This is a genomic window from Yinghuangia sp. ASG 101 (genome assembly GCF_021165735.1).
Classification (GTDB): Bacteria; Actinomycetota; Actinomycetes; order Streptomycetales; family Streptomycetaceae; genus Yinghuangia.
In genome coordinates this window covers 2211153-2230890 of sequence record NZ_CP088911.1, presented here as the reverse complement: position 1 = coordinate 2230890, position 19738 = coordinate 2211153, and the positions used below count along the sequence as shown (strand labels likewise).

Here is a 19738-nt window from a genome sequence, read left to right as displayed (position 1 = left end):
GTCCGCCGGCGGCGGAGTCACGGGCGGGGAATGTCGCGTCGTCGGCGGTCGTGCGCACGCGTCGTCCTTCTCTGTGCGGGTGTTGGGACGGGGGTCGGGCTCGGCTCCGGCCGCTGCGGCCGGTCACGCGGTTCGGCGGCTCACCCCTTCACCGCGCCCTGCATGATGCCGCCGACGATCTGCCGGCCCAGCAGGCCGAAGACCAGCAGCACCGGAAGCGTGCCGAGGACCGTGCCGGCGAGGATCACGGACTGGTCCGGGACGTAGCCTCCGCCGAGCGAGTTGATGGCGACCTGCACCGTGGGGTTGTCCTGGCTGAGCGCGATGATCGGCCAGAAGAAGTCGTTCCACGCGGTCATGAACGTGAGCAGCCCCAGGACGGCCATCGCCGGGCGCGCGGCCGGGAGCACGATGCTGAAGAAGATCCGGGTGTACGAGGCGCCGTCGACCCGTCCGGCCTCGATGAGTTCGTCCGGCAGCGCCTCGGCGAGGTACTGCCGCATGAAGAAGACGCCGAACGCGGTGACGAGTGTCGGCATGATGACGGCCTGGAGCTGGTTCGCCCAGCCGAGCTTGGCCATCATCATGTACAGCGGGATCACGCCGAGTTGCGGCGGGATCATCATCGTCGCGACGGTGAACGACAGCAGCGCACCGCGCCCCCGGAACCGCAGCTTGGCGAACGCGAATCCGGCGAGCGTGCAGGCAAGTACCGTGCCCAGCGCGACGGTTCCCGACACGATCGTCGAATTGATCAGCGCCTTGCCGATGTTCGCCTTGTCCGCGGCGGCCTCGAAGTTGCCCATCGACCCGCCACCGGGCAGGAACGGCGGGGGCACGGAGTTGATCTCGGTATCGGACCGGGTGGCGGCGACGATCGACCAGTAGAACGGGAACGCCGACACGGCGGTCACGAGGACGAGGATGGCGTAGACGAGCACGCCCGCCCGGTCGTGCCGGCGCAGCCGGGGTCGGCGCTTGCGGCGCGGCGAATCCCCGTGCGGGACGGGCGAGTCCGCGGTGGCGGCGGATTCGGTGACGGTGGACACGCGGGTCACCCCTTCGTCACGGAGGTCTCGGAGGCACCGGCCGCGACCGCCGCCCGTTTGGCGCGCTGCCGGGCGATGACGGCGTTGGTGCCGACGACGAGCACGATCAGCAGGAAGAGCAGCCACGCGATCGCGGCGGCCTTGCCGAGGGAGAAGTACTGCCAGCCGGACTGGTACATGTACAGGCCGGTGGTCTGGTATTGCCGCGACGCGCCGCCGTTCATCCCGGTCGTCCCGCCTTGCAGCAGCAGGGGTTCACCGAAGATCTGGAGCGCGCCGATGGTCGACACGACGATGGTGAACAGGATCGTCGGCCGCAGCCCGGGCAGCGTCACGTGCCGGAACTGATGCCAGCGGTTCGCGCCGTCGAGCATCGCCGCCTCGTACCGCTCGTGCGGGATCGCCTGCATCGCGGCGAGGTAGATCAGCGCGTTGTAGCCGGTCCACCGCCACGTCACGATCGTCGAAATGGCGATCTGCGACGGCCACTTGTCGTTGAACCAGTCGATCGGGTCGATGCCGAAGTGGCCGAGGAACCAGTTGAGCATGCCGTAGTCGCGTCCGAAGAGGCCCGCGAAGACGAGCGTCGCGGCGGCCACCGAGGTCGCGTACGGCAGGAGGATCGCGACGCGGAAGAACGTGCGTCCGCGCAGGCGGTAGTTCAGCAGGTGCGCGAGCCCGAGGGCCAGGCACAGTTGGGGGACGGTGGAGATGACGCCGATGGTGAACGTGTTGCGCAGTGAGTTCCAGAAGAACTCGTCCTTGAGGAGCGTCGTGTAGTTGTCGAAGCCCACCCACGTCATGTCGTCGGGGTTCTGCAGCCGGACCCGGTGCAGCGAGACATAGCCGGTGTAGATCAGCGGGAACAGCCCGAACGCCGCGAAGAACACGAAGAACGGGGCGATGAAGGCGTACGGCGCGGCCTTGCTGCCGCGCCGCCGCCAGAGCTGACGACGGGTCAGCAACTTGGCGGGGGACATGACGGCCATACGGGCGTCCTCGCGGTCGGGGGTGGGAGGGGACGTGGCCCCCGGGTCGAACACGGGGGTCGAACGCGACGAGGCCTAGGTCCATGCGTGTCGCCGGGGCCTTTGGGGGCACTTTCGGCGTCCGGCGAACGTTCCCGAGGTAGGGAAGGGTCGGGCGGGAGCGGGGGAGTCGGACGGAAGAGGGTGAGAGGGGAAGAGAGGAAGAGGGGGAGCGGGTGAGGTGGGCGGACGAGGGTGAACGGGGGTTCGCGGGGGCTGCGCGGCGGGGGCGGAGAAGTGTCGGAACGGGCGGCGCACCGGGCGGAGGCCGGCCCCGGGCCCCGGGGCTCCGAGTCCGGAGTCCCGAGTCCCGAGTTCCGAGTCCCGAGGCCGGAGGCCCGAGCCCGGAGGCCCGAACTCCGAGTCCCGAGGTCCGAGTCAAAGTCCCGAATTCCGAGTCCCGAGCCCTGAGTTCCGAGGCCTGAGTTCCGAGCCACTAGCCGCGAGCCCCCGGTCGGGGAGCGGTGGGGCGACCGGGGGCGGTGCGGCGGGTCAGCCCAGGGCGGCCTTGACTGACGCCTTGGCGTCGTTCCACGCGTCGCCCGGCTTGCGGCCTTGTGCCTCGACGGAGTTCAGCGCGTTCTGGATCGCGACCTTGATGTCGTTGTCGCGCACGCCCAGCGTCTGCACCGGCATGGTCTGCGCGGCCTGGCTGAAGATCTGCCCGATCGGCGCGTTGCCGAAGTAGGGGTCGGTCGTGTTCGAGACCTGGGAGATCGCCGTCGTCCGCGACGGGAACGCCCCGCGCTCCTCGAACAGTTTGACCTGCTGCTCCTTCGCGGTGAGCCATTGGAGCAGGTCGTACGCCTCCTGCGGGTGCTTCGCGCCCTTCGGGATCGCGAGGTACGAGCCGCCCCAGTTGCCGGTCGCGCCCGGTGCCGCGGCGACGTCCCACTTGCCGCTCATCCCGTCGCCGGCCTTCTCCTTGATGTAGCCGATCATCCACGACGGGCACGAGATCGTCGCGAACCCGCCCTTCGAGAACGCCTGGTCCCAATCCGTCTGGAACTGCACGAGTTTCGCGCTCAGCTTGTCCTCGGCGGCCTTCGCGGCGAGGTCGAACGCGCCGCGCACGGACGGGTTGGAGTCGTAGATGAGCTTGCCGGACGCGTCGTAGTAGAAGCTCTCCTGCTGGCCGATCATCGCGTTGTACATGCCGGTCACGCTGTCCATGTACGACGTCCCGCTCGGCGCGTTGGCGGCGAACCGGCGCCCGACGTCCAAGTAGCCCTCCCACGTCGACCACTGCCGCGCCAACTCGTCGCGCGCGGTGGGCAGTCCGGCCTGCTGGAACAGGTCGCTGCGGTAGCAGATCGCCATCGGCCCGATGTCGGTGCCCAGGCCGACGACCTTGCCGTCACCGGTCGTCGCCGCCTTGCTCTTCCACGCCAGGTACTCGCTCGTCTGCGACTGCGCGCCGAGCGTGTTGAGGTCGAGCCACTTGTCGGACTGGTTCCGGACGACGTCGACGATGCGGCCGACCTCGATGCCCTGGATGTCGTCGAGGTCGCCCCCACCGCCCAGCCGCGTCTGGAGGGCGGGCCAGTAGACCTCTTCCTTCTGGGTCGCGTTCTGCTTGATCTTGATGTTGGGGTGGAGCTTCTCGTACTCCTTGTACAGCCCGGCCTCCTCGAAGCCGAACGACCCGAACAGGCCGACGGTGAGCGTGATTTGGCCCGGACCGCCGGACGCTCCGTCGGCGGCCGAATCGTCCTCGTCGGAACCGCAGCCGGCGAGGACGGAGCCGGCGAGGACGGCGGCGCACAGCGCGGCGAGCGCTCTGGACCGGCCGGAGGGCAGCAAACGCATGGGGACCTCCTGGAGACGGGCGAAGCCGATTGCGGGCGTGCGGGGGTGCGGCGCGGCCCGGGTGAGCGGGCCGGCCTGCGGCCGTGCGGAGGTGCGGGAGTGCGGCGGTGCGGCGGTGCGGGCGTGCGGGGGCCGGACGAGCCCGGGTCCCGGCGATCCGGTGATTCGGGCGGTACGGCTGCGGCAGTGCGGCAATACGGCGGTGCGGTCGAGCCGGGGGTGCGGGCCGTGCGGCGTGCGGGGTGGGCCGGAGGTGCGGGGCCGTGCCGGGCTGCGGGACGGCGCGGCGGTACGAGTGCCGCGACGGCTGCGGACGTGCAGGTCAGAGCATGTGCGCGCACACCGGGGGACCGGGTGCGGGCAGAGCGGGGCACCGTGGCGAACGCTCGCGGCCGACTCGGGAGAGACGGTGTGAGAGCGCTCTCACACCTCAGGAGATTGGCGGCAACCGAAGGCGCTGTCAAGGCATCGCCCGCAGCTTCGGCCCTCGCGTGATGCACCTGTGACCGACGGCGCGGCGGGCGTGGGGCGTGGTCGGCCGCGGGAGTTCGCCGTCGTCCGGCGGGCTCGGCGACCGCGCGTCGGCCGGTCCCGTCCGGCCGGTATTCGCGGGTCGCCGCACGGCTTTCACGCGTTTCTCAGCGCGCTCTCAGGCATGCCCCCCATCCTGGTCACCGGCCGGTCGACCCGGCCGCGGACCGCCGGTGGTCCGGCGGCGACCGACTCCGCCGCGGGGGTGGCCAACGACCGCTTCCCCGGCGCCGGTTCGGCGGCCACCGACTCCGCTGTGCCGGCTCGGCGGCCACCGACTCCACCCCTAAGCCCCGCGACATGACGGAGACGAAGACCCATGCGACTTCTCGTGACCGGCGGTGCCGGATACATCGGTTCCGTGACCACGGCCGTGCTGTTGGAGGCCGGTCACGACGTCACGGTGCTCGACGACCTCTCGACCGGCCACCGCGACGCCGTACCCGCCGGGGCCGGCTTCGTCGAAGCCGATGTGACCGACGCCGGGCGCGTCCTCGCCGCCGCGCCGTACGACGGGATCCTGCACTTCGCCGCCCGGTCACTGGTCGGCGACTCGGTGGCCGACCCCGCGCCCTACTGGCACACCAACGTCGCCGGCACCCTCGCGCTCGCCGACGCCGCCCGCGACCACGCCGTGCCGCGCTTCGTGTTCTCCTCGACCGCCGCGGTCTACGGCGACCCGGTCACGACACCCATCACCGAGATGGCCGAAAACCGCCCCACGAATCCCTACGGAGCCGCCAAACTCGCGGTCGATCACCTGCTGGCGTCGTACGCCCGCGCGTACGGCCTGGCGGCGGTCTCACTGCGCTACTTCAACGTCGCCGGAGCGTACGCCGGACTCGGCGAGCGCCACGAGCGCGAGACCCACCTGATCCCGCTGGTCCTCCAGGTCGCCCAGGGCCGCCGCGAGCACATCACGGTGCACGGAACCGACTGGCCGACGCCCGACGGCACGTGCGTCCGCGACTACATCCACGTCGCCGACCTGGCCCGCGCGCACCTGCTCGCCCTCGACGCCGCGACCCCGCGAACGCACGAGATCTGCAATCTCGGCAACGGGGTCGGCTTCTCCGTCCGCCAGGTGATCGACACCGCCCGCGGCGTCACCGGCCACACGATTCCGGCCATCGACGGACCCCGCCGCGCGGGGGATCCGGCCATCCTCGTCGCCTCCGCGGCCCGCGCCCGCACGTTCCTCGGCTGGAAACCCGAGCACCCGGACCTCGTCCGCATCATCGCCGACGCCTGGGATCTCCAGCGCGGCTGAGCGGGCGCCCCCACAAAAAACGAAGGGCGCCCGGCCAAGGGCGCCCTTCAAGCGAACTACACAGGTTCGCGAGCGGCCTCCATCCTACGCGTCCGCCGCGCCCGCCCCGACCACCGCCCCGCCACCGCCCCGCCCGCGCGCTCCCCTAGCGGCGTTTTCCCGCGGCCAGGCGGTGGCCCGGCGCGGGCGTGCGCGTCGGGTTCCGGCGGGTTCGGGCGAACGCGGGGGCGACCGACGCCGCGGCGTGCGCGGACGGCTCCGGGTGCGCCGCGGAGCCGGGGGCGGCCCGCGTGGGCACGGCCACCGGGAGGACACCCTGGGTGGCCCGCACGGCGACGTCCACGGCCGACGAGGCGACGGCCTTCGGTGCCGGTGCCCGCCGGGCCGTCGCGCCGCGCCGCTCGATGGGCTTGACGAACTCCGAGACGGCGGCGACGACTTCGGGCGTGTACGGATCCACTCGCGCCGGTGTGGGTGCCGCCGGGGCGGAGGCCGGCGTCGACGCGGATCGGGCTCCGGTCGCGTGCGCCAGCTCCTGCTTCGCGAACACGATCAGCTGCCGTGCCCGCAGAACGCGCGCCCGGCGCAGGACCTCCTTCTCCCGGGCGAGAGAAGCCTCCGACTTCCACGCCACATCGAAGGTGACACGTGCCTTCCGGAAATCGGGATTGGCCTCCGCTCCGGGGAAAATGCGGGCGCCTCCATGCGTGAAGAACTTGCTGTAGAGCGCGCCGTGGTCTTTGTTCTTCACTTCGGAGAGCCACACCCGGTACTGCTCGGTGGGGATCTCGCCTTTCGCCCACGCCTTGTCCATGAGCGCGTGCGACGCGTCGTTCAGCGGACGGTGGCCGACATAGTGGTAGCGCGGTGCCGCCCCGGCTTTCCGGCGCTCGTATTCCTCGATGACCTGCGGCCACTCGTCGGCCGAGATGGTCCGGGCCAGACGGGACGCGAAGCTGGTGCGCTCGTACAGCTCGGGCCCGGTGACCGGGGACGCCGTCTCGTCGCCGGTCATCGTCCGGAGTTTCGCGAATCGCGTTTTCGCCCCGCCCGGGGCGGCGCGTTCGGTGGCGAACACGCCAAGTGACGGACGCGGTCCGGGGCTCAGCCGATTGAGTGCCCGGAGCACGCCGATTCCCGCCTTGTACAGGGGGACGCGCCGCCGCATGACGCGGGTTTCCCATTTGATGCGGTAATCGCTGTGCAACCACGCGTCACCGACGAGATTCTTGGCGTCGCGCCGTCGCATGTTCGTTCCGCGTCATTCGTGAGGTGACTGAACGAAAGTTCTATCGCACGGGTCGACGGCCTTGTCCACGGAGTGCGCGCCGGGACCGCACGCACGCCCGCCTTGTGGGCCAACTCACGTACCACTATGCGGAGTTGCTCCAAAGTCACAGGCCTGCGTGAAGGGGATGACGCATCGCCCGCACCCGTGTGGGTGCGATCACTGCTTTCCGTACGACGACCGCGCCCGGTTCGCCGCCGTCGCCGCCGTCACTCCCCGGCGGGCCGCCTCGGCACCCGCAGCACGTGCCCGGGCAGGTCCGCGTCCGGTGCGTGCACCCCGTCGATGCGCGTGGGGGTGCCGTTGACGAGGATGTGGCGGATCCCGGTCGGCCGGTCCGCGGTGAGGCGTTCGCCGCCCGCCGGGAAGTCGCGCAGGCGGCGGGTCGGTCCGGGAGAGATGGTGGCGGGGTCGAAGACGACGATGTCCGCCCAGCAGCCGGCGCGCAGGTAGCCGCGGTCGGTGAGGCCGAGCAGATCGGCCTGGACGCCGGTGAGCCGGCGTACCGCGGTCTCGATCGGCATCAGGGACCGCTCGCGGACCCACGCGCCCAGGAAGTCGGTCGCCTGCGGGGCGTCGCACAACTGGCCCACGTGCGCGCCCGCGTCGGAGAGCCCGAGGGTGCAGTTGTCCTCGGTGAGGATGCCGCGCAGCGCCTCGGTGTCGTCGTTGGCGACGACGCAGCGCACCCGCAGCGCGAGGCCGGGTTCGTCGAGGGCGAGGCCGAGAAGGACGTCGAGGGGGTCGCCCGCCGCGGATTCGGCGGCGACGTCGGCGAGTTCGCGGCCGACCAGATCGGGGTGGGCCGCGGATTCGTCGATCGTGTACGTCTCCCAGCGCGGTACGAGCGCCGCGCCTTCGACCTGCCACGCCGCCCGCGCCTTGTCGCGGAACGCGGGATCGGCGTACGCGGCGCGCCGCTCCGCGAGGTCACCGGCCATCAGCGCGGCGAAGACCGGGTTGGCGTTGAGCGTGAACGGGTCGGCGAGCGAGAACGAGAACGTGACGGGCCGAGGGGTGACCTGCGGCCACACCCGCGCGCCCTTCGCCCAGCCCGCGCGGTGGACTTCGAGCAATTGCTCGTATCCGCGCGACGGGGTGGTCAGCAGCGCCGTGAACGTGAACGGCACCCCGACGGACGGCTGGAGGTCGTACAGCTCCGGCGCGGTCAGCAACTCGCCGGGTGCGAACGCGACCACGCCGCGCCGCTCTTCGCGGACGACGCCGAGCAGCGCGTCGAGTTCGGCGCGGTCCGCGAGACGGGACGGGACCGGTTTGCCGTCGATCCCCCGGTGCGTGCGCAGGAAACTGGTCGCGAACCCGGCCGCGCCCGCGCGCAGCGATGTGCGGAGTACGTCGGCCATCGCCGCGGACTCCTCGGCGCGGGCGGGGCGTTCGTACGCGTCCAGGCCCATGGTGTAGAGCCGCAGGGCGGTATGGCCGACGTACGCCGCGAAGTTCAGTCCGACGCCGCGCCGGGCGACCGAGTCGAGATAGCCGGGGAAGTCCCCGAAATCCCAGGGGATTCCGGCGGTGAGGGTGGCAACGTCCATGTCCTCGACGTTCTCCAGCGTGCGCACGACGACGTCGTGGTGCTCGGGGCGCGTCGGGGCGAGCGAGAAGCCGCAGTTGCCCGCGACGACGGTCGTCACGCCGTGAAAGCACGAGGGCGTCATCGCCGGGTCCCAGAACACCTGGGCGTCGTAGTGGGTGTGGATGTCGATGAAGCCGGGGGTGACGACGTGGCCGCTCGCGTCGAGTGTGTGGCGCCCGGTGAGGCGGTCGCCGATCGCCGAGACGCGCCCCGCGGTGACGGCCACGTCGGCGCGGTACGGCGTGCGGCCCGTCCCGTCGACGACGGTTCCGCCGGTGATCACCAGGTCTGCGGTCATGCCGGAACGTCCTTGTCGTGGGGGAACGGTCGTCTGCTCCGGGAGGGAAAGTCCTTGTGGATCGGCGCAGTTGGCCCCGAACGAGATCACATTAGGGAGGGCCGGCGGTCGGTTTCAATGGGCCCGGCGGGCGCGTGCGGCGGGGCGGCCGAGTACGGCGTGTGAAGTGGGTCATGACGGCGCCCGGGACGGATGTGGTGTCATCGGAGGCCGGATCCCCCCCGGGAGGTCGGACGCCCCCATGCACGACAACGCCGAGCACACCGAGTCGGCCGGGCCCGTCGAGCCCGTCGATCCGGTTGAGCGCGTCGCGCCCGTCGAGTCGGCCGGGCCCGCCGCGTGCGCCGGGTCGGCCGCGTGCGCCGAGCCGGTCCCGGCGGCCGGGGCCGTCGCTTCCGTCCCGTACGCCCGCCCCCGGGTCGTCCCCGTCCGCTACGACGTCGCCGGTGTCCCGCTCTCCGGCCTGCTCGCCCGGCCGGTCGGGGGCCCTGTCCGGGGCACGATCCTGGCGCTGCACGGCGGCGGCTCGCGGGCGGCGTACTGGCATCGCGACCGTGCCGCCGAGACGTCGCTGCTGCTGCTCGGGGCGTCGCTCGGCTGGACGGTGCTGGCGATCGACCGGCCCGGGTACGGCGCCTCCGCCGGCCTCCCGCGCGCGGTGCAGGATCTCGACCACCAGGCCGACCTGGTGTTCCGACTGATCGCCATGCTGCCCGGCCTGCTCGCCGACACCGACACCGACGCACACACCGACACCGACGCACACACCGACACGGACGCCCCCGCCGACGGCGTCGGTGCCGGGGTCTGCCTCGCGGGCCACTCGATGGGCGGGATCCTCGCGCTGCGCATGGGCGGGCGCGACGAGGGTCTGGGGCTGCTCGGCGCGGCGGTGGGCGGCGTACCGCTGCGCTACACGCCCGGCAAGGCGGAGGCGATGGCCGGGGTGTCGGAGGATGTCGAGCACGCGCCGCCGCTGCGCGGCCCGAGCACGAGTTTCGAGACCTACTTCGGGCCGGTCGGGTCGTACGATCCGGCGCTGCGCACGCGCGAGGGCCGCGTCATCGCGCGCATCCCCATCGCGGAGTTCGTCGACGCCCGGGACGCTCCGCTCACGCTGCCCGGCACGATGGGCAAGGTGCGGGTGCCGGTGCAGTGGACCGCCGCCGAGTTCGAGGCGTCGAACGCGGCGGGCCCGGACACGCTCGCGGAGGTCGCGCAACTCCTGGGCCAGGCACCCCGCGTGGAGGTGCGGACGCAGCCCGGAGTGGGCCACAACATCAGCCTGCACCACGCCGCGCGGGCCTATCACCTGCATGTGATCGCGTTCGCCGAGGAGTGTCGGTCGGGCGCGTCGCGGACGGACTGAGGCCGCCGGGCGGGCCGGTGCGGGTGCCGGTGGGGCCGCCGGGCGTGCGGAGGAAGTCCCGTACGCTCCGGTGGACTTGGGAAATCACCGGATCAGGTGAATTCTTCAGCCCGCGCGCATCGTGAACCACACCGCTTTCCCGCCCGGAAAGGGGTCCACGCCCCACGTTTCGGCGAGGCACGCGAGAAGTTTCAGGCCGCGCCCGAATTCGTCGTCCGCGTTCCCGCCCCGGCTGACCGGCAATCGCGGGCTGGCGTCGCGGACTTCGACGTACAGGCGCGGCCCGTCCTGGCGCAGGGTCAATAAGTGCCACGCTCCCGGCCCGACGTGCAGCAGCACGTTGGTGAGCAGTTCGCTCAGCAACAGCGCTGTGACGTCGGCGAGTTCACGCATTCCCCAGGAGTGCAGGACGCGTTCGGCCGCATGGCGGGTGCGGCGGACCCCGTGGTTCGAGGCCGAGAGTTCAACGCTGAAGTGACGGACGTCTTCCGCCATTACCGGCATGGTCATCCTCCGAAGGGACACGCATGGCGTGCGTGAAAGCGGGGCTGAACGGTCGGTAAACGGCGACCGAGCGCAAGCCGATCGCGACGGTGCGTCGGATCGGGCATTCAGCGTGCCCCGCCACCAGTGAGCCTGCAACTCCCATTGTTGGATTGGCTGTTCTTTTCGCATAGTTGCCACGAAGCACGCCATCGTGGTGCACACTGTCCCCCCGTCCCAGCCGCGAAATCCGGTCGGCTCCCCCTGGACCGGCCCGGTTCCATCATCCGCATCCCGGAGGCACACCGTGGCCTTAGCGCCCAATCCCACCGTCCGCCAGCGCCGACTCGGCACCGAGCTGCGCCGGCTCCGCGAGATCTGCGGGCTCAGCCTCGAAGACGTCGCGCTGCGCCTCGAATGCTCCGACTCCAAGGTCAGCCGTATCGAGCTGGGGCGCAGCGGCGTGCGCCCGGTCGACCTGCGCATCCTGCTCGACCTGTACGGCGTCGTGGACGAGGGGGAGCGCGAGGCGCTTCTCACCCTCGCGCGCGAGGCGAAGAAGCGCGGCTGGTGGCGGAGTTATTCGTCCGTCCTGCCGCCGTCGTACACCGAGCTGTTGAGTCTGGAGGCCGACGCCTCGGGCATGCGCGGCTTCGAACTCTCGCTCGTCCCGGGCCTGTTGCAGACACCCGACTACGCCCGGGCGATCATCTCCTCGGTGCGCGACGACCTTTCGCCCGACGAGATCGACACGCTCGTCCAGGTGCGCGGGGCCCGCCAGGCGATCCTGGGCCGGACCGGCCCGGACGGCGAACCGGCGTTCCGGCTCACGCTGGTGCTCGCCGAAGCCGTGTTGCGGCAGGTGGTCGGAGGTCGCGAAACCATGCGCGCGCAATTGGCGCACCTCGCCGAGGCGTCGCAGCAGCCGAACATCCGTATTCAGGTACTGCCGTTCGCGTGCGGTGCGCACCCCGCGATCGAAGGGGCTTTCGCCGTCATCGAATTCCCCGCTTTGTCGGATCTGGACGTCGTCGTCGTGGACACCCGCACGAGTAGCCTTTATCTCGAGGATTCCGCCCAGGTCCGGGTCTACCAGCGGATGTTCGACGACATCCGCGCGTCCGCGCTGTCGTACGGGGACTCCTCGTCGATGATCGAGCACGCTGCAAAGGAATTGTCTTGAGCAACGCACAGCACGATCCGGCACGTCGCATCAACCCCGGGGAACTCATTGTCACCGCAGCTCACTCGGGTCTTCCCTGGCACCGCAGCACACACAGCGGCGGCGCCAACAACTGTGTGGAGGCCGCCGGTTCGCCGGCGGGCGTCCACGTCCGAGATTCCAAGAACCTTCCGGGCCCGGTGTCGGCCTTCACCTCGACCGCCTGGCGCTTATTCCTGGGGAGGACACGCACCGGGCCCTCGTGCGGCTGATTTTCCGCCGCGATTGATTCACTCGGAAGCGTGAAGCAGATTCCCCGAAAGGGTGAATTCATTCGATGATCGTTTTACCGCCGCTCTCGCCCTGAAGGGCTCGGCGGACGCACCACACGGCACGCGAGGCCGCCCCGGAATCCGCAGGACGACGCACGGATCCGAGGCGAACCCCAGCCGAATCCCGGCCCGACGCGCACGTCCGCGGACCGTGACAGTGACCGGACACCGACCGCGCCGGTGGGGGGCGGACGGGGCCACGCACCGGTCCGTACGACATTCCGCGCCGGGCCTCGCCCCTCGCCCCACGCACCGAGATCCGGAACGCCCGTGCTCGTGGCGGGCCCACCGGATCTCGGCGCGGCGCGGCACCGCCCCGGCACAGCCTCCGCGTGCGACGACCGCGGGCCGCGACGCCGAGCGGCGTCCGGGGAGATCCGCCGTGGGTGCGGACGCCCGGCAGGCGGCGGGTTCCGGCGTTTCGGGCCCACGCGGACCGGACGCCGAGCCGCGCGCCCGCGCGGGCCCGCCCCGGCCCGCGCACGCCCGGCACCGGTGCTTTCCGGCGTTTCGACGCCCCGCAGAAACGCTTCGTGTCCGTTTTCGAACGCGGGAAATACGCAGGTCAGGGCATGGGCGGTCCCGGCAGGAACGCGCACCTGGGAAAGTAGGGGGGTGTACGTCTCGGTGCTGGGCCCGCTGCAGGTGCGGAACGACGACGGGGAGAACATCCCGGTCGCCGGCGCTCGCCTGCGCGTGCTGCTGACCCGCCTGGCACTCGACCCCGGCCGCCCCGTACCCGCCGACACCCTCGTCCACGCGATCTGGGAGCGGGACGAGCCCGGCGGCGCGGCCAACGCCCTCCAGTCGCTCGTCTCGCGCCTGCGCCGCATGCTCGGCGCCGCGACGGTCACCTCCGGACCCGCCGGGTACGCGCTCGCGCTCGACGCCTCCGCGGTCGACGCCCACCGCTTCGAGGCCTCGGCCGCCCGAGGCCGCCGCCTCCTCGCCGCCGACGACCCCGCCGCCGCGGAGCACGCCCTCACCGAAGCCCTCGGGCTGTGGCGCGGCGCCGCCCTGGCCGACGCCGCGGACGCCGCGTTCGCGCTCGGCCCCGCGACGCGCCTGGAGGAGCAGCGCCTCACCGCCACCGAGGACCGCGTCGACGCCCGCCTGCGCCTGGGCCGCGCCGCCGATGTCGTCCCCGAACTGGAACAGCTCGCCGCCGAACACCCCGTGCGCGAACGCCTCCACGCGCAACTGATGACCGCCCTCGACACCGTGGGCCGCCGCGCCGACGCCCTCGCCGCCTACCAGGCCCTGCGCACCCACTTGGCCGACGAACTCGGCATCGACCCGTCCCCCGAACTGGACGCCGTGCACGTGGCGATCCTGCGGGGGGAACGGCGGACACCGCGCAAGCCGGTCGGTGGCGCGGGGGAAGCGGGCGCACGGGTGACGGCCCCGCACGGCGAGCGCGGGAGCGAGGCGTCCGGAGGCGGAGGAACCACAAGAGACGTGCGGGACGCGGCGCACCCGCACCGGCCCGTGCCCACCGCCGCCGACGACGCGCGGACGCACACGAGCCCCGGCCCCGAAGCCTCGGCCCCCAACACGGCCGACCCGGCAACCTCCCCGGGCTTCGCCCCCGAACCACCCCCGTCGTCACCGCCCACCCCCCGATCCGCGCCCATGCCGCCACCGGTCGACGCGCCGCGTCACCGGGCCTCGCGCCGCCCCGACACCCGCGCCTCGGCCTCCGGTTCCCCCGCATCGCCCGCCGTCGGCCCGCCTCCAGCGCAACCGCGGTCCGCCGAGCCGTACGCGACGGATGCTCCTGCCGCGTTCCACCCCGCCGACGTTCCCGCCGCGCCCCGCACCCCGCCCGTCACCAACCTCACCGCTCGTCTCACGAGTTTCGTCGGGCGGGACGGTGATCGGGTTCGGCTGGCCGACACGCTTCGGCGGGCTCGGCTGGTGTCCGTTGTCGGGCCCGGGGGAGCGGGGAAGACGCGGATCACCGTGGAGACCGGGGCGGGGCTGTTGCCGGAGTTCCCCGGCGGGGTGTGGTTCGTCGAACTGGCGTCCGTGCACGAGCCGGACGACATCCCCCAGGCCGTACTGGCCGCTCTCGGCCGCCGCGAGATCGGGATCATCACCTCGCCGCGCGTCGAGACCCAGGCCGGCGCGGTCACCGGACACGACGCTCTCGTCCGCATCGGGGAGATGCTCGCGGCGCGGCGGCCCACGCTGCTGATCCTGGACAACTGCGAACACCTCGTCGCGTCCGCCGCCGAGGCCGCCGAGGCGCTACTCGCCGGAGCGCCCACGCTGCGCATCCTCGCCTCGACGCGCGAACCCCTCGGCATCGACGGCGAAGTCCTCTACCCGCTCGGCCCGTTGCCCCTGCCGTCCGACACCGGGGACGTCGCCGCCGCGCTGGAGTCGCCCGCCGTACGGCTGTTCGCCGACCGCGCGCACGCCGTACGCCCCAACCTCGTCATCGACGCGGCCAACATCGGTGCCGTCACCGAGATCTGCCGCCGGCTCGACGGCATGCCGCTGGCGATCGAACTCGCCGCCGCGCGTACGCGGTCCCTCACCCCGACGCAGATCGCCCGGCGCCTCGACGACCGTTTCCGCCTGCTGACCGGCCGCAACCGCACGGCCATGCCCCGGCACCAGACGCTGCGCGCGGTCGTGGGATGGAGCTGGGACCTGCTCGACGACCGCGAACGCACCCTGCTGCGCAGGCTCTCGGTGTTCGCCGGGGGTGCGACGCTGGAGGCCGCGGAGACGGTGCTCGCCGACCCGGACGGCGAACTCGTCGGCGGCGACGACGTGTTGGACCTGCTCGCGGGGCTCGTCGACAAGTCCCTCGTCGACATGTTCGGCACCGGCGAACCGCGCTACCGCATGCTGGAGACCATCGCCGCGTTCGCCGCCGAACGCCGCGACGACGCCGGCGCGGACGCCGGGGTCGCCCGGCGCCACCTCGCGTGGTGCCTCGAACTCCTGGAGCGCACCGACCCGTTGCTCCGCACCGGCGGCCAACTCGACGCCCTCGCGGCGATCGCCGAGGAACACGACAACATCGCCGTCGCGCTGCGGTTCGCCCTCGACCACGGCGACGCGCGGTCCGCCGTACGGCTCGTGGCGCTCATGGGCTGGTACTGGGCGGTCCGGGGCTACCACCGCGAGGCCGCCGCGTGGCTCGGGGACGCCCTCGCGCTGCCGACGGCTCCCGCCCCGGACGCCGCCGCCCCGGACGCCGCCGCCCGGGACGCCGAATCCCGGGCCCTGGCCCAGTGGTTCCTGGGCATCACCCTGATCAGCTCGGGCCGGGACCCCGAAGGGCTGCGCGCCCTGATGCGCGGCCGGTGGGCGCTGCGCCGCCTGTCCCCGAACCCGGCCAATCCGCTGGTGGAGCTGGTCGCGGTGATGTCGGCGGCGCTGCGCGACTTCACGTCCGGTACGACCGACGCGCTCGACGCCGTCGGCGAGCACTCCGACCCGTGGATCCGCGCGGTCGTCGACCTGATCAGCGGGCATCTGGCGATCAATGTCGGCCGTGGCCCCGACGGCCTGCGGCACCTGGGCCGGGCCCGCGCCAGGTTCCTGGAGATCGGCGACCGCTGGGGGCGGTCGTCGGCCACCGCGGGGCTCGCCGAGGTGTACCGCTATGCGGGGAGGTTCGAGGAGGGCGTCGCGGCGCTCGACGAATGCCTCGAACTCGTCGGTGAGCTGGGCTCGGTGGAGGATGTCCCGCTGCTGCTGTCGCGTCGCGGGGTGCTGCGCCTGCGCCTGGGCGACCACGAGGGTGCCCGCGCCGACATGCACGCGGCCCTGGACGTCGCCGGGGAGGGCGACACCGCCGGCGGCGTCGTCCTCGCCCACGCGTGGGCCGGCGACCTGGCCCGGTATCTGGGCGACCACGAGGAGGCGGAACGGCAGTACGCGCGGGCCGTGGCCGAGCTGCCGAAGAATCGTTCGGCGCAACCCCAGTTGGTCGCGTGCCTCCACTTGAGCCTCGCCTATTCCGCGGACATGCCCGCCGCGCGCGGCAAGGCCCGCCTCGCGCTGGACAGCGCGGTGGCCGCGGCGGTCGACGGCCGCGACATGCCGATCGTGGCGTCGGTGAGCGAGGGGCTGGCGTGGTACGCGTTCCAGAGCGGCGATCCCGAGCGGGCCGCGGAACTGCTGGGCGTGGCGGTCGCGTTGCGCGGGTACCGCGACCTCGGCTCGCTGGACGCCGAGCGCCTGACCGGGCAAGTCCGGGCGGCGCTGGGCGCGTTGTCGGACGACGCGTACGACAAGGCGTTCGCCCGCGGCGCGGCGCTGTCCCAGGCGGAGGCGTTGGACGTCCTGCGCCGCAGCTGACGCGCGGGTCCGGCGGGTCGAACGGGCATGGCGGGGCCGAACGGGCATACGGTCACGGCGTGTACGGCGGCGGGCCCGCGGGGGAGTTCCCCCGCGGGCCCGCCGCCGTCGTCGCCGGTGGTCAGGTCTTGTTCGCGTACCGGTTGACCGCGAGCGGCGCAAAGACCGCGAAGATGGCCGCGGCCCACAGCAGCGTCGCGATCGCGTGACCGCCCACCGAGCCGTCGTCGACCAGCAACGCCCGTACCGCGCTGGTGAGATGGCTGACCGGGTTGACGTCCACCCAGGCCTGGAGCCAGCCGGGCATGGTCTCGGTGCGGGCGAAGATGTTGGCGCCGAAGGTCAGCGGGAATCCGATGAGCATCGCGGTGCCCTGCACACTGCGCGGGTTCTTCATGGTCACACCGAGGACGACGAAGATCCACGACATCGCGAACGCGAAGACCAGGACCAGGCCGACGGCGGCGAGGGCGGAGAACACGTCGGTTTGGACGCGGAATCCGATGGCCGAGCCGAAGCCGAACACGATCGCGATGGAGACGACGTACCGGCACACGTCGCCGAGCGCGGCACCGGCCAGCGGGGTGAACCGCGAGATGGGCAGGGAGCGGAAGCGGTCGAAGACACCCTTGGAGATGTCCTCGCACAGCGCGACGCCGGTGCCGAGGGACGCGAACACCACGGTCTGCACCAGGATTCCGGGCAGCACAAACTGGAGGTAGTCCTTCGTGCTGCCCTCGATCGCGCCGCCGAAGAGGTACACGAACATCACGATGAACAAGATCGGTTGCAGGGTGAGGTCGATCAACTGCTCGGGCTGGTGCTTCAGTTTGACCAGGTTGCGCCACGTGAGCGTGAGCGAATGCCGGACGATCGCGAACGGCTTGGGCGAATCGGGGACTTGCGGATGCGGGTCGTGCTTCTCGGGGGTGGCCGTCATCGCGGGGGCGGTGGGCTTGGTCGCGGTGGTCATGGTTTCTCCGTGAAGTGGGCGGGCGGGACAGGGCGGGGTGCCCGCGTGGGAGCCGGGCGGGTCCGGGACGCGGCGCGCCCGCGGGACGCGGGCGGTGCGCTCAGGCCGCGGCCGATTCGGGCCCCGGCTCGGCGTCCTGGGGGCGGCCGGTCAGCTCCAGGAACACCTCGTCGAGGCTCGGCAGGCGCAGCGCCAGCTCGGTCGCGCGGATCCCCGCCTCCTCCAGGCGGCGGACCACGTACGGCAGCAGGTCGGGGTCGTGCACCGGCACCGTGACGACGCCGGGGCGGCTGTCGCGGTCGGGCGTCTGGCCGGTCAGCTCGGTCAGGATGGCGGCGGTGTCGTCGACGCGGGCGGGGTCCGACGGCCGGATCTCCAGGCTCTGGCCGCCGATCTGGGTCTTGAGCGAGTCGGCGGTGCCGTTCGCGATGACCAGGCCGCGGTCGATGACGGCGATGTCGTGCGCGAGCTGGTCGGCCTCGTCCAGGTACTGCGTGGTGAGCAGGACCGTGACGCCCTCGTCCGCGACGAGCCCGCGGATGAGGTCCCACACGTCGCCGCGGCTGCGCGGGTCGAGCCCGGTGGTCGGCTCGTCGAGGTAGAGGAACCTCGGCCGTCCGACGAGGCTCGCCGCGAGGTCGAGCCGGCGCCGCATGCCGCCGGAATAGGTGCCCGGTGGCCGGTGCGCCGCGTCCGAGAGCTGGAAGCGCTCCAGCAGCTCACCGGCCCGGGCGCGGGCGTCGGCCCGCGAGAAGTCGAGCAGGCGGCCGAGCAGGACCAGGTTCTCGAAGCCGGTCATCTCCTCGTCCACCGACGCGTACTGCCCGGTGAGCCCGATCAGCCGGCGCACGCGCGCGGCGTCGCGCACGACGTCGTACCCGCCCACGCTGGCGTGCCCGGCGTCGGGGCCGATCAGCGTGGCGAGCATGCGCACCGTCGTGGTCTTGCCGGCCCCGTTCGGCCCGAGGAGCGCCAGGACGGCACCCTCGCGGGCGACGAGGTCGACACCGGCCAGGGCGGTGGTCCGGCCGTAGCGCTTGACGAGGCCTTCGGCTTCGATCGCGTAGCGGGTCATGGCGGCTCCCAAGAGGTGAGGTCGATCGACGACACCGACCACGCTCCCGCGCCCACCTGTCACCCCCCGCACACGGCGCTGACACCACCCTGAGCGCGCACAGCCGCCGCGTCGCGGGACGGCTCCGCCTCTGACACGGCGCTGACACCGCGACGACGGCGGCGGTTCCGGCGCGGTCCTCCCCGGCGGCACCGGAGCCGGCGTGGGCAGGCCCCTGACACGGCGTGCCGTGGACGGCGTCCCACCGACCGGACAGGGAGTCCGAAACGTGCCTGATACAGCTATCGTCGCGGGGCAGCCGCCTCGCCATCGGGAGGAACCCGTGGAGACCGCCCCCTCGCCCCGCCCCGTCGTCGCCGCCCTGGCCGGTGCCTCCGTGCGCAGGTTCACGACCGACCAGGTCATCCTCGACGGCATCGACTGGACCGTCCGCGCCGGCGAGCACTGGGCGCTGCTCGGGGCGAACGGGGCCGGCAAGACGACGATCCTGCGGCTGCTCGGCGCGACCACACACCCCACCGAGGGCACCGTCGACGTGCTCGGCCACCGGCTCGGCCGGGTCGACGTCCGGGAGCTGCGGGCCCGCATCGGGTTCGTCTCCAGCGCGCAGAAGGTGCCGCTCGACGAGACCGCGCACACGATCGTGCTCACCGGGGCCACCGGGACCGTGCAGCCGCTGTGGCGCAAGTACGACGACGCGACCCACCGGCGCGCGCACGAACTCCTCGCCGAGCTGGACCTCAAGGAGCTGGCCGACCGTCCGTACGCGGTCTGCTCGGGCGGACAACGCGCGCGCATCCTCATCGCGCGGGCGCTCATCGCCGCCCCCGGGCTGCTGCTGTTGGACGAGCCGTTCAACGCGCTGGACCTGCCGTCGCGCGAGGATCTCGTCGACGCGATGCACCGGCTCGCCGCCGCGCGGCCCGACCTCGCGACGATCACGGTCACGCACCACCTGGAGGAGCTGGCGCCGAACATCGGGCACGCGCTGCTGCTGCGCGACGGCCGGGTGCAGGCGGCCGGCCGCGTCCACGACGTGCTGACGGGCCGTCACCTGACCGAGTGCTTCGGACGCCCCATCGAGGTCACCTACCACGGCACCCGCTGGCAGGCATACTCCCCACGCACGCAGCTCACCCCACCAAGCTGAACGCACG

The 19738-nt window shown here is 72.4% G+C and carries 14 protein-coding genes; 6 read left to right on the top strand and 8 right to left on the bottom strand.

Going from position 1 to position 19738, the window contains the following annotated elements; genetic code table 11:
• Positions 1-140 precede the first annotated feature (140 nt).
• The 3 genes from LO772_RS09160 to LO772_RS09150 form a co-directional block, all read right to left on the bottom strand.
• Positions 141-1049, bottom strand: a complete 909-nt coding sequence (locus LO772_RS09160) for a carbohydrate ABC transporter permease (protein ID WP_443089381.1) — start codon at positions 1047-1049, stop codon at positions 141-143.
• A gap of 5 nt (positions 1050-1054) precedes the next feature.
• Positions 1055-2038: a carbohydrate ABC transporter permease gene (locus LO772_RS09155; protein WP_443089380.1), complete on the bottom strand. Its 984-nt coding sequence runs from the start codon at positions 2036-2038 to the stop codon at positions 1055-1057.
• Between the two features lie 531 nt (positions 2039-2569).
• Positions 2570-3886: an ABC transporter substrate-binding protein gene (locus LO772_RS09150; protein ID WP_231777891.1), complete on the bottom strand. Its 1317-nt coding sequence runs from the start codon at positions 3884-3886 to the stop codon at positions 2570-2572.
• Positions 3887-4736: 850 nt separating this feature from the next.
• Between LO772_RS09150 and galE the strand changes: the two genes are divergently transcribed.
• Complete coding sequence (gene galE / locus LO772_RS09145; protein WP_231777890.1) at positions 4737-5687, top strand: UDP-glucose 4-epimerase GalE; 951 nt, start codon at positions 4737-4739, stop codon at positions 5685-5687.
• 145 nt (positions 5688-5832) lie between these two features.
• Here the strand turns inward: galE and LO772_RS09140 are convergent, their stop codons facing one another.
• Positions 5833-6936, bottom strand: a complete 1104-nt coding sequence (locus tag LO772_RS09140; protein ID WP_231777889.1) for a hypothetical protein — start codon at positions 6934-6936, stop codon at positions 5833-5835.
• Between the two features lie 248 nt (positions 6937-7184).
• A complete protein-coding gene (locus tag LO772_RS09135) occupies positions 7185-8867 on the bottom strand; it encodes an N-acyl-D-amino-acid deacylase family protein (RefSeq protein WP_231777888.1) in 1683 nt (560 codons plus the stop codon).
• A gap of 241 nt (positions 8868-9108) precedes the next feature.
• Here LO772_RS09135 and LO772_RS09130 point away from each other — a divergent pair, with 241 nt between their 5' ends.
• Entirely contained in the window at positions 9109-10236 is a 1128-nt protein-coding gene (locus LO772_RS09130; protein ID WP_231777887.1) for an alpha/beta fold hydrolase, read from the top strand.
• Between the two features lie 105 nt (positions 10237-10341).
• On the opposite strand, the gene LO772_RS09125 is transcribed toward LO772_RS09130, so the two are convergent.
• Entirely contained in the window at positions 10342-10731 is a 390-nt protein-coding gene (locus LO772_RS09125; RefSeq protein ID WP_231777886.1) for an ATP-binding protein, read from the bottom strand.
• 295 nt (positions 10732-11026) lie between these two features.
• On the opposite strand from LO772_RS09125, the gene LO772_RS09120 reads away from it, so the two are divergent.
• The 3 genes from LO772_RS09120 to LO772_RS09110 all read left to right on the top strand — a co-directional run bounded on the left by LO772_RS09120 (position 11027) and on the right by LO772_RS09110 (position 16533).
• On the top strand, positions 11027-11902 hold the full coding sequence (locus LO772_RS09120) for a helix-turn-helix domain-containing protein (protein WP_231777885.1): 876 nt from the start codon (positions 11027-11029) through the stop codon (positions 11900-11902).
• Positions 11899-12153, top strand: coding sequence for a DUF397 domain-containing protein (locus LO772_RS09115; protein ID WP_331717320.1), 255 nt, complete (start codon positions 11899-11901; stop codon positions 12151-12153). The genes LO772_RS09120 and LO772_RS09115 overlap by 4 nt, the downstream gene beginning before the upstream one ends.
• 675 nt (positions 12154-12828) lie before the next feature.
• Positions 12829-16533: an AfsR/SARP family transcriptional regulator gene (locus LO772_RS09110; RefSeq protein ID WP_231777884.1), complete on the top strand. Its 3705-nt coding sequence runs from the start codon at positions 12829-12831 to the stop codon at positions 16531-16533.
• Positions 16534-16654: 121 nt separating this feature from the next.
• On the opposite strand, the gene LO772_RS09105 is transcribed toward LO772_RS09110, so the two are convergent.
• Together LO772_RS09105 and LO772_RS09100 are read right to left on the bottom strand one after the other, a co-directional pair.
• A complete protein-coding gene (locus LO772_RS09105; protein ID WP_231777883.1) occupies positions 16655-17506 on the bottom strand; it encodes an ABC transporter permease in 852 nt (283 codons plus the stop codon).
• Positions 17507-17606: 100 nt separating this feature from the next.
• Positions 17607-18581 carry an ATP-binding cassette domain-containing protein gene (locus LO772_RS09100; RefSeq protein WP_231777882.1) on the bottom strand — a complete coding sequence of 325 codons (975 nt, stop codon included), beginning with the start codon at positions 18579-18581 and terminating at the stop codon, positions 17607-17609.
• Between the two features lie 322 nt (positions 18582-18903).
• Here LO772_RS09100 and LO772_RS09095 point away from each other — a divergent pair, with 322 nt between their 5' ends.
• Entirely contained in the window at positions 18904-19731 is an 828-nt protein-coding gene (locus tag LO772_RS09095) for an ABC transporter ATP-binding protein (RefSeq protein WP_231779470.1), read from the top strand.
• Positions 19732-19738 lie beyond the last annotated feature (7 nt).

What these genes read in the sequence shown, in the direction of transcription:
- LO772_RS09150 (WP_231777891.1), bottom strand. Translation starts at nt 3,886, where the DNA reads ATGCGTTTGCTGCCCTCCGGCCGGTCCAGAGCGCTCGCCGCGCTGTGC.
- LO772_RS09100 (WP_231777882.1), bottom strand. Translation starts at nt 18,581, where the DNA reads ATGACCCGCTACGCGATCGAAGCCGAAGGCCTCGTCAAGCGCTACGGC.
- LO772_RS09130 (WP_231777887.1), top strand. Translation starts at nt 9,109, where the DNA reads ATGCACGACAACGCCGAGCACACCGAGTCGGCCGGGCCCGTCGAGCCC.
- LO772_RS09105 (WP_231777883.1), bottom strand. Translation starts at nt 17,506, where the DNA reads ATGACCACCGCGACCAAGCCCACCGCCCCCGCGATGACGGCCACCCCC.
- LO772_RS09135 (WP_231777888.1), bottom strand. Translation starts at nt 8,867, where the DNA reads ATGACCGCAGACCTGGTGATCACCGGCGGAACCGTCGTCGACGGGACG.
- galE (WP_231777890.1), top strand. Translation starts at nt 4,737, where the DNA reads ATGCGACTTCTCGTGACCGGCGGTGCCGGATACATCGGTTCCGTGACC.
- LO772_RS09140 (WP_231777889.1), bottom strand. Translation starts at nt 6,936, where the DNA reads ATGCGACGGCGCGACGCCAAGAATCTCGTCGGTGACGCGTGGTTGCAC.
- LO772_RS09125 (WP_231777886.1), bottom strand. Translation starts at nt 10,731, where the DNA reads ATGGCGGAAGACGTCCGTCACTTCAGCGTTGAACTCTCGGCCTCGAAC.
- LO772_RS09155 (WP_443089380.1), bottom strand. Translation starts at nt 2,038, where the DNA reads ATGGCCGTCATGTCCCCCGCCAAGTTGCTGACCCGTCGTCAGCTCTGG.